The sequence below is a fragment of the Stenotrophomonas sp. ATs4 genome (assembly GCF_051861585.1).
GTDB classification, from domain to species: Bacteria; Pseudomonadota; Gammaproteobacteria; order Xanthomonadales; family Xanthomonadaceae; genus Stenotrophomonas; species Stenotrophomonas maltophilia_AS.
In genome coordinates, this window is sequence record NZ_JBLYPK010000005.1 from 144,688 (window position 1) to 160,105 (window position 15,418).

General features: G+C 59.4%; 14 protein-coding genes and 2 pseudogenes. 9 read left to right on the forward strand and 7 right to left on the reverse strand.

Annotated elements, in window-relative coordinates; genetic code table 11:
* Positions 1–1,706 precede the first annotated feature (1,706 nt).
* Together ABR323_RS10595 and ABR323_RS10600 are read left to right on the forward strand one after the other, a co-directional pair.
* Positions 1,707–2,063, forward strand: coding sequence for a hypothetical protein (locus ABR323_RS10595; protein WP_208043436.1), 357 nt, complete (start codon positions 1,707–1,709; stop codon positions 2,061–2,063).
* A gap of 198 nt (positions 2,064–2,261) precedes the next feature.
* Positions 2,262–3,350 (forward strand): PIN domain-containing protein, encoded by a 1,089-nt coding sequence (locus tag ABR323_RS10600; protein ID WP_439449272.1) that lies wholly within the window; start codon positions 2,262–2,264, stop codon positions 3,348–3,350.
* Between the two features lie 176 nt (positions 3,351–3,526).
* Here the strand turns inward: ABR323_RS10600 and ABR323_RS10605 are convergent, their stop codons facing one another.
* On the reverse strand, positions 3,527–5,395 hold the full coding sequence (locus ABR323_RS10605) for a hypothetical protein (protein ID WP_208043434.1): 1,869 nt from the start codon (positions 5,393–5,395) through the stop codon (positions 3,527–3,529).
* 307 nt (positions 5,396–5,702) lie between these two features.
* On the opposite strand from ABR323_RS10605, the gene ABR323_RS10610 reads away from it, so the two are divergent.
* Positions 5,703–6,626 carry a hypothetical protein gene (locus tag ABR323_RS10610; protein WP_439449273.1) on the forward strand — a complete coding sequence of 308 codons (924 nt, stop codon included), beginning with the start codon at positions 5,703–5,705 and terminating at the stop codon, positions 6,624–6,626.
* Between the two features lie 122 nt (positions 6,627–6,748).
* On the opposite strand, the pseudogene ABR323_RS10615 reads toward ABR323_RS10610, so the two are convergent.
* A pseudogene (locus tag ABR323_RS10615) lies at positions 6,749–7,591 on the reverse strand (magnesium chelatase domain-containing protein); the annotation flags it as partial.
* Positions 7,592–7,853: 262 nt separating this feature from the next.
* On the opposite strand from ABR323_RS10615, the gene ABR323_RS10620 reads away from it, so the two are divergent.
* Positions 7,854–8,627 carry a carbon-nitrogen hydrolase family protein gene (locus tag ABR323_RS10620; protein ID WP_439449274.1) on the forward strand — a complete coding sequence of 258 codons (774 nt, stop codon included), beginning with the start codon at positions 7,854–7,856 and terminating at the stop codon, positions 8,625–8,627.
* A 245-nt stretch (positions 8,628–8,872) separates the two neighbouring features.
* Here ABR323_RS10620 and ABR323_RS10625 read toward each other — a convergent pair.
* Positions 8,873–9,355: pseudogene (locus ABR323_RS10625) on the reverse strand (cold-shock protein); the annotation flags it as partial.
* Positions 9,356–9,400: 45 nt separating this feature from the next.
* Positions 9,401–9,757, reverse strand: coding sequence for a hypothetical protein (locus tag ABR323_RS10630; RefSeq protein WP_439449275.1), 357 nt, complete (start codon positions 9,755–9,757; stop codon positions 9,401–9,403).
* 643 nt (positions 9,758–10,400) lie between these two features.
* Here ABR323_RS10630 and ABR323_RS10635 point away from each other — a divergent pair.
* From ABR323_RS10635 to ABR323_RS10650, 4 genes are all read left to right on the forward strand, one after another.
* Entirely contained in the window at positions 10,401–11,003 is a 603-nt protein-coding gene (locus ABR323_RS10635; protein ID WP_439449276.1) for a DUF998 domain-containing protein, read from the forward strand.
* 55 nt (positions 11,004–11,058) lie between these two features.
* Positions 11,059–11,424 carry a hypothetical protein gene (locus ABR323_RS10640; RefSeq protein ID WP_439449277.1) on the forward strand — a complete coding sequence of 122 codons (366 nt, stop codon included), beginning with the start codon at positions 11,059–11,061 and terminating at the stop codon, positions 11,422–11,424.
* Between the two features lie 474 nt (positions 11,425–11,898).
* A complete protein-coding gene (locus ABR323_RS10645) occupies positions 11,899–12,171 on the forward strand; it encodes a hypothetical protein (RefSeq protein WP_439449278.1) in 273 nt (90 codons plus the stop codon).
* A gap of 621 nt (positions 12,172–12,792) precedes the next feature.
* Positions 12,793–13,239: a DUF4279 domain-containing protein gene (locus ABR323_RS10650; RefSeq protein ID WP_439449279.1), complete on the forward strand. Its 447-nt coding sequence runs from the start codon at positions 12,793–12,795 to the stop codon at positions 13,237–13,239.
* On the opposite strand, the gene arr is transcribed toward ABR323_RS10650, so the two are convergent.
* Both arr and ubiK read right to left on the reverse strand, forming a co-directional pair.
* Positions 13,232–13,666, reverse strand: a complete 435-nt coding sequence (gene arr, locus ABR323_RS10655; protein ID WP_439449280.1) for an NAD(+)--rifampin ADP-ribosyltransferase — start codon at positions 13,664–13,666, stop codon at positions 13,232–13,234. The genes ABR323_RS10650 and arr overlap by 8 nt on opposite strands.
* Before the next feature lie 125 nt (positions 13,667–13,791).
* Complete coding sequence (gene ubiK, locus ABR323_RS10660; RefSeq protein ID WP_439449281.1) at positions 13,792–14,043, reverse strand: ubiquinone biosynthesis accessory factor UbiK; 252 nt, start codon at positions 14,041–14,043, stop codon at positions 13,792–13,794.
* Positions 14,044–14,198: 155 nt separating this feature from the next.
* Between ubiK and ABR323_RS10665 the strand changes: the two genes are divergently transcribed.
* Positions 14,199–14,537, forward strand: a complete 339-nt coding sequence (locus tag ABR323_RS10665) for a P-II family nitrogen regulator (RefSeq protein ID WP_032977217.1) — start codon at positions 14,199–14,201, stop codon at positions 14,535–14,537.
* A gap of 89 nt (positions 14,538–14,626) precedes the next feature.
* Here ABR323_RS10665 and ABR323_RS10670 read toward each other — a convergent pair whose 3' ends face one another.
* A complete protein-coding gene (locus tag ABR323_RS10670) occupies positions 14,627–15,286 on the reverse strand; it encodes an RIO1 family regulatory kinase/ATPase domain-containing protein (RefSeq protein ID WP_295380051.1) in 660 nt (219 codons plus the stop codon).
* Between the last annotated feature and the right edge of the window lie 132 nt (positions 15,287–15,418).

The following is a 15,418-nucleotide window of genomic DNA, read 5'->3' on the forward strand; positions in this document are numbered from 1 at the left end:
TCAAATCGTTGCTGCGTCCGCCCCTGGGACATACTATCCGGCGGTGGTGAACGTCCTTGAATCCAAGCGGCCATCGCATCTTCCTTCTCGGAGGGTGTGTGTGTTCGCGTCTGAAAACCCCGCTGCATCGTCACTATTTCTCGCAGGTCAAGGCGTGGCGCCTAGTTGCATTAGGCTGTACCGGGTGGAGATGAGCCACTTCCACAGAGCTCCATTCCGAATCATCCATGAGCTGCAGAAGCGCCTGGATTCTTCGCGGGCGGTAGACAGGCTCGTTGAGGAGTATTGGAGTCCGAAAAAGACCTGGAAATTCTTTGAGTATTTCGGTCCTTCCTTCAGAGTTCTAGAGGAGATCCCCCCGGTTAGCGAAAGTGATCTGGACCTCTTCAGGTATGCGTACCTAGTTGACTCGGACCAAAGCGATACTTTCTAGTTCACTGCATGTGAGATCTGCAGCAGGCTGGCGCAGCGCTTCCGGTGCCAGCCACTGCAACCACATATGTCGAGTTGGGTTGCCTGCTTAAGCAGTTGTCGTGGAAGAGTATGGGACGCTGCCAGCCCGCAGGTCGTGGCAGTCAAAGTACAAACCTCGATCCTTGCCATCACACGTTACGAATCTCTATGGGGTCGGCAGCGGAGCTACGCCCAATAGTTCCCTGTCCTCACTGCTCATTGGGTTCTGAAGGGTTTCCGCCGTCCTACGAGCGCACCACGCATAGAACTCGGGATGATCATTGAGTAGTTGGGCTTGCGCGGTCTGGTCAAGCCATACCCGATAGCAATAGCGCACAGGACCCACTGTGAGAGTTGAATGGAAGCAGGTGGGGGCATGGGTGGTGCTGTTGCCGATCACTAACAATCCGCCGTGAGCTGCGTAGAGACCGGATGCATGGGTCGCCTCCCTGCGTTGGTATCCCACATCATGGTCAACTAGCAAGGTCATCATGTTTCGTGAGCTGGTACCAACGGCGAAATCTGCAAGGCCACTGAGAGGCGGGGCGCCCATCTCCGCAAGATGACAGCACATATGCTTGGCGAAGTGTCTGCAGACATCTGTGTAGAGATGTCCTGAGTTCGGGTTGAATCTTTGCTCACAGAAGACAAGGGATGGCTGCAAGCCTTGGTGGGAGAGGCTGGTAGCTTTTTCATTGAACTCGTCGAACGCTAGGTCCCCGGGGCGCGTCCTGGCACTGTTGCACGGCTCGCAAAGCCGAGAGGTAAAGTGGAAAGCTTTGGATTTCGGACTCTGTGCATGCCTATATGGTCCACCCGGATGGCCGATCAGAGTGCTCTGGCTGCCAAAGATCGATCGGAGAGCAGACGCCTTTATCTTGTGTTCCCCTGAGAGCGTATCGCTCGACCCACACAAGCAACATCTACTGGTGATGGGGGCGGCATACTGTTCCACAGATGACCTTTCCGCTAGGGCGGCGGGTTGCTGTCGGTCGGATCTGTCCACGCTACTTCTAGCGATCGAGTCAGTCAACCATAGGCTCCGTACATAGTCCGCACCAGGATGCTCTACAGGCGATCCCTTGCAGTGGACCCGCGTTGTCATACGGCCAAGAGCCAAGCCGGAGCTAGGAGGTATATGAGTCTGATTGGGGAGGCCGGCGCAACATGCCAGCTGGCCAGAGCATCTTTAGCGGCCATATGGGGGCGTGCGAGAATAGCCCTGGAGTGCCCAACAAGTTGCAGGTGCCGCCTTGATCTATGTTGCCTACGCCGTCGTATTGGGGGCCTCCCTCAGCGGCTTTACGATCGACCCATCGAAGATGTCGCCTCCATCAAGGGTGTATTACGACTGCATGATGAAGCACACCGCGCTCTACGCAAAGAAGAGCCCGAGCGCGGATGAGGTGATCGCTGCCGCAGGGGCCGCGTGCCGAAGCGTGCGCGAACGGAGCATCCTTGAATCAGCCTCTGCTACTTTGAAGGAGATGCGATCAAAGGGCTTGGATCCCGATCCAGCGGTAGTGCTGTCCGGAACACGCGAAGGCGTGGATGACGCCGATGCGATCATGCGGCCGGATCTGATTCGGAATGTGTTGGATTCGAGGTAGATAGCCTTTGTGCCGGGACAGCTTGGACAATGGATTCCTGTAGCTCGCGCGCTAGTCGGTACTCGCTCCGTCCCATGCGGAGTTGATCCCAGGCTGACTGGTTAGGTCACTCATCACCGTTTGCCGGCGGATTTGGGAGAAAGGTGCGAGTCAGGTTGGCTGCACCTATATGGCGTCCTTGGTGCGCTGGTGCGAAGATTGCTTCTTCAGTTCTCGGATTTCCCAATGCCTAGCTACCCATATCGCGTTTTCGTGGATGCCAATGTGTGGATTGGTTGGGGTCAAGGGTTCCGTAAGGCCGAGGCCTCCACTCTGGAGGAGCTGATCGAGCACGAACTGATAAAGCTTGTATGTACCGACTTGACGATCATCGAGGTAGCTAAGCACTTTCGCGACTCTGACCTCGAGCGACTGGAGCCATTGACCAAGTCTGCGCTGAGTCAGTCAGCCAAGCTGTTGCTCGGCATCGATGTGCCCGTCGTGGATAAGGATGAGATTCGCGCTTCTTTCTTCGAGAGGCATAGGAAGTTCGTCACTGCGCACATTCGAGGCCGTATGCGCGCGGAAGTGCTAAGTATCGACAATGTCAAACCCAGTGATGTGCTGAACCAGTACACACACAGCACCGGAATGTTCGCTGAGGGAAAGAAGAATCAGTTCCCGGACGCCTTTATTTTTGGCGCAGTTAGTGATGGGGCCGGTCCGGAAGATCCCCTCATCATCTGGTCCCTGGACGGGGACTTCACCCATGCCTGTGAGCAGAGTGAGCACATCACCCAGGTCAAGAGGATGCCCCAGCTGTTTGAGGCACTTGGCATCATTCCGGAAGGTGAGCAGAAGATGAGTTGGCTTGAGGAGTGCCATGACCTGTTCACTCGAGCGGTGCACGACGCGATCTACGGCGAGCCAGTGCAGGCGCGAGACGAGGACGATGCGGAGATGGAGGTGCTGGGAGTCTTAGACATTGACGAGGTCACCGTAACGTCGCTCTATCGAATCCATGATGAAGCAAGCCAGTACATCGGTTTCGGTCGCTGCGAGCCAAAGATTGAGGTCCGCTACAGCGCACCAGACTGGGACTCGGCGGCCTGGAACAGCGAAGAGAAAGTGCTTGTCCCGCTGCAGCACGTGGACGGGCAGGCTGTAGTGGAACTGGATGAGATTACGTTCAGTTTCCTGGCTGAGATTAGTGGTGAAAAGGTAGTAAGCATTGAGGGGTTGGAACTAAAGGGCATGTGGGGATTGACCGCCGAGCTCGGCAGGGAAGCGCAGTACGACTACAACTGAGCTGCCGCATCGTGATCCGGCGCCTTTCCGACGAGATCTCGCCAGATAGCCTTGGCTATCGCGATCTTGCGAGAACAGCTGATGAGCGTCGCTCGGAGGTTCGTCGCTAGGCTCGTCCGGCCAGCTCAAAGCGCTGTGGCTTGTAAGAGCGCTGCGAAGTGGCGTGCATGTCATTCTTAGGCTTCTCCCACACCGGCCGCACGTAGCAGAACTCGCTTGACGGCACCCAGGTTCAGGCCGGTTATGACCTTGCCTTTGCCCTTTTTGCTCGCTCGTTTCGTGTGCTTGGCGGCCGTGGCGCATGGTTCGGTCGAAACAGAGGCCGATGCAGCTTTATCAGCGACATCGCTGGCTGCGCTTGGTGCACTGACCGTGGGCTGATGCTCATACACGTAGGCGTGCTGGAAAAGGGTCGCATTGGCTGGAGGCGGTTGATCAGCGACAGCGTATCGAGCAATGGACGCAAGGTTGCGGCCCTCCTTCTCGGAGATGTTGCGCAGCATACCGTCGATGATCGAATCAGCTAGCGAATCATGAATGTTCGCTAGGATCGGAGAGCGCATCCCGGCCTCAGATGAACGCAGCTCAATTTCGGTCCAGTAGAGGATGTGTTCGCCCATGACGATGCGCAACACAAGAGCTGCACGTGGCCGGGGGCGCACTCGAGGGTCGACGATGAACCAGCCACGCGTGGGTAGCCTGCCGCTGCGACTTTCGCCCTTACGTAGCTCGTTGGGGAGGAAGTTCCAGCACGAGGCTTCGCCTCGCTCTTGTCGCTGACTCGCGTCGACTGGCCCAAAGATGGTGAAGCTGGTGATGAATTTCTCTTCTTCCAGGTCCTTCAAAGCCTTCTCGATGCGCGCAAAGGATGCGGCACCCGGGTGCACTATCGATCGAACCGTCACTTTCCCAGGGTTGTTGGTCTGTCCGCTATTGGGACCGGTAGAGCCTTGGCTGGACTCATCGCCGTCGTCCGATCCGCTTTTCGGCTCTCCAGTTGGGGAGATGTGGCTAGACTTGGTCTGTGTCCTGACACGGGGCTCCTCCAACCACTCGATTGCGCTTGTATCGAAGCCCTGGAAGCCCTTGTTCGGATCGGCGTCCACCCCGGATTGGATTTGGTGCTGGCTATTGCCGCGGCGCTCAGATCTGCCTCCCCGTGACCGCCCTGGGTCTTGCGTGCCATTCGTGCTCTCGTGACCGCTGTTCTCCCGCTCATCCTCGATATCAGGTGTGCGTTCTGGGAGCGTCCAGCCTGCAATGTGCGTAGCCAGGAACGTTTCGGATCCCTTCATACGGTTGCCCTTGAGAAGGAATCCCCGCAGCTTCATCCGGAACGGCCCCAGTTCGGGATCCCAAGGGATGCGGCCTGACGCATGCCAGGGAGCGAACCGATTCAGGCCCCGCTCCTTAAGAGCTAGGGTGTGGATCAGGTTTGCACTTTCCTGTGCGTAGGGACTATGCGCAAAGAACGCCATCATGGGCGCATGCATCTTCAGTACGTGAGTACGCACGACCACCTTCCACGTCCCTGTCTCCCGACAGATCGCTGTCTCGAGGCCATTGTCCAGCTTTCTGAAGACGATCAGCGCGTCCTTCTGAGCATCCCAGTCGCCCTTGCCGGCGACATTTACCATGTAGGAGTCCGGATAGTAGAAGGACTGCTCGATCAGTGTCCTTGGAATGACAATGTCAAGATCCGTGCCTTTGTGGCGAACTCGCCGCACGATGCACCTTGAGCCGTCATAGGCTCGGAATGGCAGTTCGTACTGGGACGGGTTGAGTAGCCTGAAATTGTACTTGTCCGCCCAACCCGCGGGTTTCTCAAGATTGTCACCTAGTAGTACCTCTTTCATTAGGCCTTCCCCGCCGGGCATGTTCAGCGTCAGGGTGGTCGAGGGTAGGTCACCAACGCGGCGACCGGACTGGTAAACATGTCCGATGCGAATCGCAGGCAGCGAGCTTGCATCCAGCAGCTCGGTGCGGAAGACCGGTGGTGAGTCCTTATCCTTGGCTAGAAGTTGGCCAACATCGACCTGGGACATTCCGCGCACCGACTTCGCGTCTAGCCCCGGCAGCCGCTGCAGGAGTACTTCTACGCTTGCGGATCTGCTGAGCTCATGCATCTGCCGATGCTTGTCGTACCACTTCACTACCCAAAGATGGTCATCGGCTGGAAATCTTAGAAACTGCATTTCTACTGGCTTTAGTGCGCACTGTCGGCCACCTTAACGCAGTAGCATCATTAATTGCAGGACCGCAGTAAGGTTCAAGTTTTTGACGCAACGTCGGCAAATTGACGCTTCGCGTGGGTGCATCGAATGAACAGAAGATCCAAAGGAGGCTGGTTCCATGGAAACTATCTACAACTTCTATCTGTACTTTGACCCCGCTGATCGTTGTGAGCGCGTCGGCTACGTCACGTACGAGCTCACTGGCGATGACGAGGAAGGAGGGCGCTTTCTGCAAAAGCACCTGAAGGGTGACCTCCAGCGCGCTACCAAAGTGAAGCTGTCCACCTCGTTTACCAGGCACGAGTTCAATGCCAGCTGTCGACTGGGCAGTGAGCGCGAGCTCCTCGCTGAAGCGATGGCGCATGCTGGTGCAACTGAGGGCGCTCTGGCGTTGATCACCCCTGTCGTGAATCGCCAAGTCAAGTTCAATCACGCTGCTGTCAGCGGTCAGTTCGATGTTGACAATGCTGCGGCAGCTGCCGGTGAGCACGGTCTAATGGTTGACTGGCTCAGGAAGTACTCGACCCAGGATGGCTTTCGATTCACGGACTTGATTCACGACGACTACTTCATTGCGATCAAGCTGACTTACAACGGCGGGCTGTTCGTGTCGTCGATGAAGCTCTTGTTGAGCTGTATCGACAGCTTGGCCTACGTGGAGTTCGGCGACCTCCGTGAACCGCCGTCCTTCGTGCGTTGGCTGAATGAGTACGTTGATCTAGTGCCGCTAGGGATCACTGCCGAAGAGCTGTGGGAGCTGCGGAATGGACTGCTCCATATGTCCAACATCAATTCGAGCAAAGTCCGGCAGAGAAATGTCCGCTGTGTCTCGTTCCGCGTAGGTCAGTCGCAAGTCAAACTGCCTGATACCGGAAGCATCTTCTATTTCGAGTTCATCGGCCTGATCAACGCCCTCAGCCAGGGATTGGAGCGCTGGGCTCACAGCTATGAACTGGATCGAGAGAAGTTTGCCACGTTCGTCGAACGGTACGACGAGACGGTTTCAGACATTCGGGTTGCCGCCATCCAGATCAAGAACTAGGAACGCCGAAACGAACCGTTGCAGGTAGGAAGGTCCAGAATTGACCGCGAACTCTTAGCTGACGGGGTTTGCGAGCGGTAGCGCCGTTAGCTGTACTGTCGCTAGGTTAGCTGTAATTGACAGCCGCCGCCCACCAGCGCGGCTGCACTCGCGCTGTGATGCGGTGCCCGAAAGGGTCGCTGCCGCCAGCGTCGTGGGTCCAACCCTTCGCCACTCACCGATGCAATCGCGGCCAGCTGCAGCGCCTCAGTCTCTTCGGTATCCGGCAACAAGCTGGGTAGGCGCGAGGCCAACAGCGTCTTGCCGCAGCCAGGACTGCCGATCAACAACAGATGGTGCCCACCGGCGGCGGCCACTTCCAATGCGCGCCGTGCGTGCGCCTGCCCGCGAACGTCGGCCAGATCGGGCAGTGGCAACGGCGTCGTGTCTACGCGCTCCACGGGCGGCAACAGGCGCGGATTGCCCAGCCCGGCGCAGCACTCCAGCAGCGTGCGCGCTACACGCACATCGGCGTGCTCGGCCAAAGCTGCCTCTGCGGCATTCCCTGGCGGTACCACCAGAATGCGCCCGGCTTCGGCGGCTGCAATCGCGGCGGGTAGTGCACCCGCCACCGGCCGCAGTTCACCGGTCAGGCCAAGTTCGCCCAGAAACTCGTATTGAAGCAGCGACTGCGGATCGACCTGGCCGCTGGCCGCGAGAATGCCAAGCGCGATGGCGAGGTCGTAGCGTCCGCCTTCCTTGGGCAGATCGGCAGGCGCCAGATTCAGGGTGATGCGCCGCTGTGGAAAGTCGAAACGCGCGCAGAGCAGGGCGGCCCGCACGCGCTCGCGCGATTCGCGCACGCTGGTTTCGGCCAGGCCCACGATCTGAGTGACAGGCAGGCCGCCGGAGAGATGCACTTCCACCCGCACCAGCGGGGCATCGACCCCGGCGCGGGCGCGGCTGTGGACCAGCGCCAGGCTCATGTGTGGTTTCCTGCAGAGGGATGCTCGATGGTGCGGCAGGCGTTCCGCAGGGCGCCATCGGGCATTGCGGGTGAGACGGCTAGGGGGATTCCGGTCAAGGGCGATCCTTTTCCCTGAACAGATATCGCTGCGCATCAGGAGTCCCTTCGTTGAAGCGCCAGGATCGCGCCTCGATCCCCGATGGATACACCCAACGGGCGGTTGCATAATCAGCGTACGAAGCGGTTCTTGCTTCGGCCTGCGTCTGAGTAGAGAGGATGGAATGAAGATTGTTGCAGCACAGATGCGATCAGCCCCTGGCGACATCGTTGGCAATATCGAACGGCACGTGCACTTCATTGAACTGGCCGCCTCATGTGGCGGTGCAGCGGTCTTCTTTCCAGAGATGTCGCTCACCGGCTATGAGCCGCGGTTGGCCGAACAGCTGGCAATGACGGCAGATGATGCACGTCTGGAGGTATTCCAGTCTCTGAGCGATCGGCACCAGATTCTGGTCGCAGTCGGCGGGCCATATCGCGGCAAAGATGGTCCGGAGATCGGCATGTTCGTCTTCCGCAGCGGTCAGGCACTGGCTGTCTACACCAAGCAGATGCTGCACGCCGACGAACTGCCTTATTTCAAGGCAGGAACCACGCCCCTGTCAGTAACCCTTGGAGACGAAATTCTGGTCCCCGCCATCTGCTTCGAATCGCTACAGATGGAAAGTGCATTGCGGGCCAAGGACGTGGGAGCAACGGTCTACGTTGCCAGTGTTGCAAAGAACATGATCGGTATGGAGCGCGCTCACCGCCATTACGCGACAGTCGCGCTGGAGCTTGGGATGATTGTGTTGGTATGCAACGGCGTGGGCCATGCCGATGGATTCGAGATGGCGGGAGAGTCTGCAGCCTGGGACAACAGTGGTGCGCTCAGATGCAGCGCCGGAACTGAAGACGAGGCATTGGTGGTGTATGACCTTGCAGAACAGAGCGGTAGTACCGTGGCAGTCCCGGCAATGAGCATCGCGGGAGCGCGGGCCAACGCCTGGAAAACTTGACTGGCAAGCGGCTTCAGTAGTTGGCCTTGATCGAACAGAATTTGTTCGATCAGACAGTGTCCTTGAAAACCGGGTGTGCCTGTCACGCGCACGACTTCGTTCAAGAATCCGTTTGAAGGAGCCCTCCATAGATGTGGGCTACTTGGGAAAGTTCGGAGCAACGCAGAAGAGGGTGATGCGATTCGTTCGACTGCCTGCAGGCGTCCGCTGGGTGGACGAAGCAACGAGGAAGGTTCCGACCAAGGGCGGCCTGGGTCCTTGAACACACACCGCTGCTCATCAGACACCGACCTGTAAACGCGCCCAAGCCGCGCCTCAACCCACGATGGCCCCGCATTCTCCACCAGCAACCGCCCCTGGCTCTGGTGGAGATCCAGCCACCGCTCGAAACTGAGACGCAGCCGTTCGATATCCGGTGCCCGCCAGTGGGCATCGGCAGGCATGCGGATCAGCACGCGCGAGGGTGCATTCTCTACGTCCATCACCAGAACCCCCTTGCAGCGGATCTCGAAGGACGTCACCCCGGCATAGCGTGTGTGCAGTGCAAAACCCTCGTGTGCCTTCGCGGTCACGAATCCGAGTGCATCACTGTGCAGCAATCGGTAATCGGCCGGCTGCAGCTTCTGGTAGGCCCATACCTGATCGCCCGCAGGCTCGGGCCACTCCACCCATATCGCGCCGATCACCACGATGCAAACCGCCGCAGCGGCAAGGCCGTGCTTCTTCATTCGTCACCCCGTGCATAGGTAGAAAGCTCCACGCCATAAGCGCGCTCAGTCCTTGGGGCGCACCCGCTCATGGATGAAGGCGGTCAGCGCGAGATCGGCCATCACCAGCCCCTCCATCACCCGGTCGCCCACGTACTGCTCGGACTCGCCGTTCTGGCGCGTGCGTTCGGCCGCCAGCAGGATCTCCTGCACGATGCGTTGGCCGGTGAGCGCGCAGTCTGCGTCGGATAACGCCATCTGCCGGCTGCGTAGATGGTGCCGCTCGGGCCAGGGCTGGCCGTCGGCCGCAGCGCCCGCGCCGATGGCGTGCAGGATGGCGATGAGGCTGTTGGGGTCCGGGGCCGGAGCGGCCGAGGGCGCTTCCTGGATCGAGCGCGGGGGCGGGGAGTGCGGCGTGGTCATGGCGGGCTCCGTGCATGCAGGCAGAAGCCGCCACCGATAAAGGTGGCGGACAGGGCGTGGCTCGAAAACCGGATGTTGGGAACCGGCGGGTACAAGACCCCCACGCCCCGCCCGCCATAGCCGGCAGACGGATTGCCAGCCGGCACCACGTGCGGTGGTGCCGGCTGGCAAGCGCAAACTACTTCCCAACAAAACGGGCTTTCGAGTCCCGACCACCGATGCACGGTGGCGTAGTAACGATTACCTGCTGTTGTTCGGAATGCCAACGGGTAGGGGTCAATGCCGCCAAAACCCGAGACGCTTTTGGCATTGTCGCATAGCACCGGAAGAGGCGAGAGCCTTGGCGTGCTAGGCGCAGCGGCACTTCTGGGACGGAGTCGTCAGAACCTTCCGTCAGAGATGTAAGGCGCGGCAAATGCGACAGCACTCGCCCATCGGACATGTGTGATCGCTCATGCAACCGAACCGCTGCGACACCCGCTAGAGGGTTTAAATGACTTCTTGCCTATTGAACCTACCGAGTGCCGCGCGCAATCTGACTACTGCTGTAGTCACTCAAGATCGTCCTGCCCGCAGTAGGAAGGTTCTGCAGCGTTCGACTGGATTCCACCCACTGGCGCAGGCCAAGCAAGGACCACTGTACGTGTCACGCCGCAGCCGACTGCTTCTCTGCGCGGGTCTGGTCCCGCTTCCGTGGTTCCTGTTCTGGACCAGCGTTGCCACCCTGTTCGCGCCGGGCTACAACCCGGTTGCACAGCACGCCAGTGAGCTGCTTCAGGCACCAACGCTTGCAAGCATCTGCGGCAGGATCGCCGCCATCGGCTCTGGTGTGGGCTTCGTGGCGTTCTCCATCGGGGTATGGCGGGAGTCCGGCCGCCGCATTGCCCTAGGCGCGATCTGCTGGATGATCTTTGGCATCTCCATGCTGACCAATGGGCTCTGGCCCATGGGCCATCCGATGCACGGCTTCTATACCATCGGTATCGCAAACATCATTGCACCGGCGATGTCGCACATCGAATTGAGCGCATGGTCTGCCAACCGACGGGCGTACGCCGTGACCGCTGTGGTGAGCATCGGGGGCATCGTCTATCTCTGGTTGAACGTGGTGGGCGTGGACCCGGACGGCTTCAGAGGGCTGACCCAGCGCCTGTTCTCGTCGATCAACTCGCTCTGGCCGTTCCTGGTTGCGCTGTATCTGCTGCGCCGGGGTTCAAGCGCGCTGAAGGCGCAGGCTGTGCATTGATGGATAGGCATGCAGTTGCATGGATGGCTGTTGAGCGCGTGGCTTTGAGATGGGGATGAAGATCTTTCGTCGTCAGCTGATCTACGTTCAAGTGCACCAGGACCACTTCATCGCGCGCGTGGTGGGTGGAGACAGGACCATCCGTCGCCAGTGTCATGCCCTTGGCAATCGCGGGGGGCCGATCAAGGATTTCTCTGTTCTCCAGCCCCAGTTCAAGGCGATCTTCTCGGAACTCCTGCCTGGGTTCTCTTTCGTCAAGCCGTGGGGGCTTCTGCACTTTGATCCGGTTGAGTATCCGGTCACGAAGGACGAATTGGTCGGATTTCAGAGGGCTGCCATGCAAGGTGGTGTGAGCTTCTGTTTTCTCTCCACGTGGGAGCTGCGGCATGAAGACAGGGATCTGTTGGAAATGTTCAAGTAGGGCCGACCCGATACTTAGTTCTAGGCCAAGCAGATTCGCGGTTGAGCGTGGTTGAAGTATTGCGAGCGTCTGCTTCTGGCCGCTAGAAGACCCGCGGGTTCCCGATGTCGCGATCAGAATGCTAGCGTCCGCTTTCAACCCCAAGCGGACATCTGCACTTCTGCCGGGGCGAGCTTGCGGTAGTCACTGAGCCTACTGCTGGCTCTGGTTATACGCGGCTTGTTAGTCGGACCCAGCCGCCCTAAGATCGAGCTGTACCAAGGGGACGGCCTGCCAGACGGTGCATTGTGGGTAAGTCGTATAACCGGACCCACGGGTCCGTATATTAGGCAGTCAGGGGCAATGATGGGTAGTCGGGTACTCAGTTTTATTTTTCTGATCGTTACGCTATTTTGGCTCCGGCCAGCGCACGCTCAGGATGCTTGTAGCATCCTCAATAGCGCCATAATTGTCGCTCAGGACTCAGGCAACTCGGTGTTGGGCAAGATCACTAACAGCTTCGATACCGACTCAATTTTTAATGAGTTTGGAACCTACGGGAACGAGTTCAGTAGCGAATCGATCTGGAATGAGTTCTCAACCTTCGGAAACAAGTTCAACTCCGACTCCCCATTTAACGAGTTCTCATCCAGTCCGCCCATGATCATCAAGGGCGGAAAAGTAATTGGCTATCTCTCGGCCAACAAGAATATTCGCGGCTCGATATCTCCAAACTTGCTAAAAGCACTGTGTAAAGATGCGCTGTAGCTTGCCCTCCAACAATTCGTTCAAGTCGACGTCGCTTCGCAATGCGGCTCAATTCTTGCATTAGTCCCTATGAGAAGGATCGAGTTGAAACTTGGGGTGTCACTCGCTGCCATGCCGCTTTCGATACAGTTTCTGGGCCTCACCCACAACGCGTTTTTCTTTCTTTCTCTTGTAGCCGGCCTGTTGTCCTCGATTCTTTATTGGCTTGATCTTGCTAGTAGAATTCGCGCCCACCCCATCCCAAGTTGAGCAGGACGCACTCTAGCCGTGCTCATGGGCGTACCACAGGCCTTATTCGGTCTACTCTGTGCCTTTACTGGCTTGGCCGTTGTTCTCTGGGTTCTTTACAACAATTTTGTCGATCGACAGCCCTAATACATCGGTAGCTTAATGACTATCGGCATCGGCCCAACGTTAATTCTGTTTGGAGCCGGCTGGGTGGTTACGGCGTTTCGCCGCGATTCCGGCAAGTCGGATGAGGCCTAACAGTTCATTAAAGCCGAACTCGCTTCGCGGTGCGGCTCAACTCTAGAATTGAGCGTCCGCTGGCGGCCGGCAGCGGACCTGACGTCGATGAGGCGTATGGATTGGAAGTGATTTCGAAAGGACAACTGGATTCCCATGGCAGCATTCGATCATTCCCTGGTGACCCTCCGATTCTTCGGGGACGACCTCCTGCCCGAAGAAGTCAGTGCCTTGCTCGGGGTGACTCCGACCGCTTCACATCACAAGGGCCAGGAATTCAAAGGCAGCCACTCAGGCGCCGTGCGTATCGCCAGGTTCGGAAGCTGGCGACTCAGTGCGGCTCGGCGTGAGCCTGAAGATCTGGAAGCGCAGATCTTCGAGATCCTCGATCAACTCACCGACGATCTCGCGGTATGGCAGTCATTGGCACGCTTCCGGCCTGACCTTTTCTGCGGTCTCTTCATGGGCAGCAGCAACGATGGTGTCTCGCTTTCGCCCCGCGTTCTGCTCGCCCTGGGGGAGCGCGGCATTGAGCTCGGGCTGGACATCTACGATGCCGAGGAAGAAGAGCGCAACGCTCCGCGCCTGGAGGACATCAATTGATGATCTCCCCGCTCCCCGAAGCAACAAACGCCTTCAACTGCCGAACGAACTCCGCGTCATAGAGCTCCCACTCCACAATCTCCCCAACTACCCGCAACGGCTGCGCACTCCGATACGACCGCGTCGGGTTCCCGGGAAACTTCTTGTTGGTGACATTCGGGTCGTCTTCAAACGGCCCGGTCGGCTTCACCACATACACGCGCGGTCGCCCTTCACCCTTGGCCATCTCCGCAGCCAACCCGGCGCCCTTGGCAATCGTGGTGAAGTAGATGTGGTTCATCACCACACTGTCGCGATAGTTGGAGTGGAAGCCCGCGCTCAGCAGTTCGCCCACCGCAAGGTCAGCGCGGGTGCCGTGATAGAACGGCCCGGCGACCTGGTCGCAGGTGTGATGCGAAACCGGTGTCCATTCGGTGTCCTGCGCCATCGGCACTGCCCCTGCGTGTCCTGCCGGATCGACAGGCCGGCGAGTCTAGGGCGCCCGGTGGGCCTTGCTGCAAGGCCCCATCCGGGAAATACTCTGTAGTGGGAGGCGCAGTGCGCCTCCTTTTTTCATTCTGCGGCGCCGCGCCCTTCCAGCTCGCGCACGGCGGTTTCCAGCGCGTCCAGCTTTTCGCGGGTCTTCAGCAGCACGGCGCGCTGCACTTCGAACTCCTCGCGGGTGACCAGGTCCAGCTTGGCCAGGCTGGCCTGCAGCGCGCTCTTGAAGGTGGCCTGCAGTTCCTCGCGCGATTCGCGCAGGCCCGGCGGCACCAGGTCGCTCAAGCGGCGGGCAAGGTCATCGATGTGGTTGAGGTCGATCATGGGGTGCTCCGTGGGGGTGGGCCCGTGCATCCGGCGCGGGCAGGCCGTTCGGGCACAAGGATACTGCTGGCACCCAGTGCCCGGACAGGCTGCAGCGGCTTCGCACGGGCCGTGTTCAGGCGCTATCCTCCACGCCGGAAGACAGGAGATAGACGATGAAGATGGTCATGGCGGTGATCAAGCCGTTCAAGCTCGACGACGTGCGCGAAGCGCTGGCCGAGCGTGGGGTTACCGGCATCACGGTGACGGAAGTGAAGGGCTTTGGTCGCCAGAAGGGCCATACCGAGCTGTACCGCGGCGCGGAGTATGTGGTCGATTTCCTGCCGAAGGTGAAGCTGGAAGTGGCGGTGACCGACGACCAGGTGGAGGTGGTGGTTGAGGCCATCGTGAAGGCCGCCGGCACCGGGAAGATTGGTGACGGCAAGGTGTTCGTGTACGACCTGGGCAGCGTGGTGCGTATTCGTACCGGCGAACTGGACGCGGACGCGTTGTAACCCGTTCGGCGGCATGTTGTAGAGCCGGGCCGATGCCGGCTCTACAGAAGAGCGGTCGAGCAAGCTCGACCCCTACCAAAGCAAAGCATTTACCGGCGCTTGGCCCACTTGTAGAACCGCTTCCAGCCCTGCCGCACGGCAGCAACCCAGCCGGGGTCGGCCACCAGTGCGGCCTGCGCGGCGCTCGGTGCCTGGCCGGTCACGCGCTGGCGGATCTTCAGCAGGTTCTTCATGTCGCTGCGGCGCATCTGCCGGCTCAGTGGGCCGCGGCGCAGCCAGCGGGGTACGCGCCAGGCCGAGGTGAAGTCCAGTAGCACCGGTACGCCGCCGCTGACCACCACGTTGGTGCCATGCAGGTCGTTGTGGGTGATGCCGGCGGCATGCAGGCGGCTGAGGGCGTGCTGCAGCTGCTCGAACACTTCATTGCCGACGGCCTGCGCGGTGCTGAGGGTCTGGCCGGGAATGAATTCCATGCCCAGTGCCAGGCCACCGAGGGTGCCGAGCAGCGCGGGGGCATGCTTCCAACCGCCCAGGCGCTGCAGCATGCGTGCTTCACGGCGCACCATCAGCCGCGCGATCAGTGAAACGGGAGTGCCGCGGTAGCGGGAATAGTCCTTGATGACCGCCTCGCGCCCGTCCAGGCAGGTGCGATAGACGTCGGGGGCCAGGAAGCGTTCGCCGCGCTTGAGCAGCAGCGGGGTGGCGGCGTCGTCGCCGCAGGAGGAGGGGGGCAGAGCAGGAAGATACATGTCGGGGTCTCGGACGACCCGGTGGGTGGCGCAAAGCGTCAAGCGAACCGGTGTTACAGGGAGTTACTAAGTTTTCGTTAATTTTAGTACTCGCCAGTTCGCTATTCCACGATTTGTCGGAGAAATGTCGGG

What these genes read in the sequence shown, in the direction of transcription:
- ABR323_RS10670 (WP_295380051.1), bottom strand. Translation starts at nt 15,286, where the DNA reads ATGTATCTTCCTGCTCTGCCCCCCTCCTCCTGCGGCGACGACGCCGCC.
- ABR323_RS10605 (WP_208043434.1), bottom strand. Translation starts at nt 5,395, where the DNA reads ATGTCCCAGGTCGATGTTGGCCAACTTCTAGCCAAGGATAAGGACTCA.
- ABR323_RS10610 (WP_439449273.1), top strand. Translation starts at nt 5,703, where the DNA reads ATGGAAACTATCTACAACTTCTATCTGTACTTTGACCCCGCTGATCGT.
- ABR323_RS10665 (WP_032977217.1), top strand. Translation starts at nt 14,199, where the DNA reads ATGAAGATGGTCATGGCGGTGATCAAGCCGTTCAAGCTCGACGACGTG.
- ABR323_RS10630 (WP_439449275.1), bottom strand. Translation starts at nt 9,757, where the DNA reads ATGACCACGCCGCACTCCCCGCCCCCGCGCTCGATCCAGGAAGCGCCC.
- ubiK (WP_439449281.1), bottom strand. Translation starts at nt 14,043, where the DNA reads ATGATCGACCTCAACCACATCGATGACCTTGCCCGCCGCTTGAGCGAC.
- ABR323_RS10620 (WP_439449274.1), top strand. Translation starts at nt 7,854, where the DNA reads ATGAAGATTGTTGCAGCACAGATGCGATCAGCCCCTGGCGACATCGTT.
- ABR323_RS10640 (WP_439449277.1), top strand. Translation starts at nt 11,059, where the DNA reads ATGAAGATCTTTCGTCGTCAGCTGATCTACGTTCAAGTGCACCAGGAC.
- ABR323_RS10650 (WP_439449279.1), top strand. Translation starts at nt 12,793, where the DNA reads ATGGCAGCATTCGATCATTCCCTGGTGACCCTCCGATTCTTCGGGGAC.
- arr (WP_439449280.1), bottom strand. Translation starts at nt 13,666, where the DNA reads ATGGCGCAGGACACCGAATGGACACCGGTTTCGCATCACACCTGCGAC.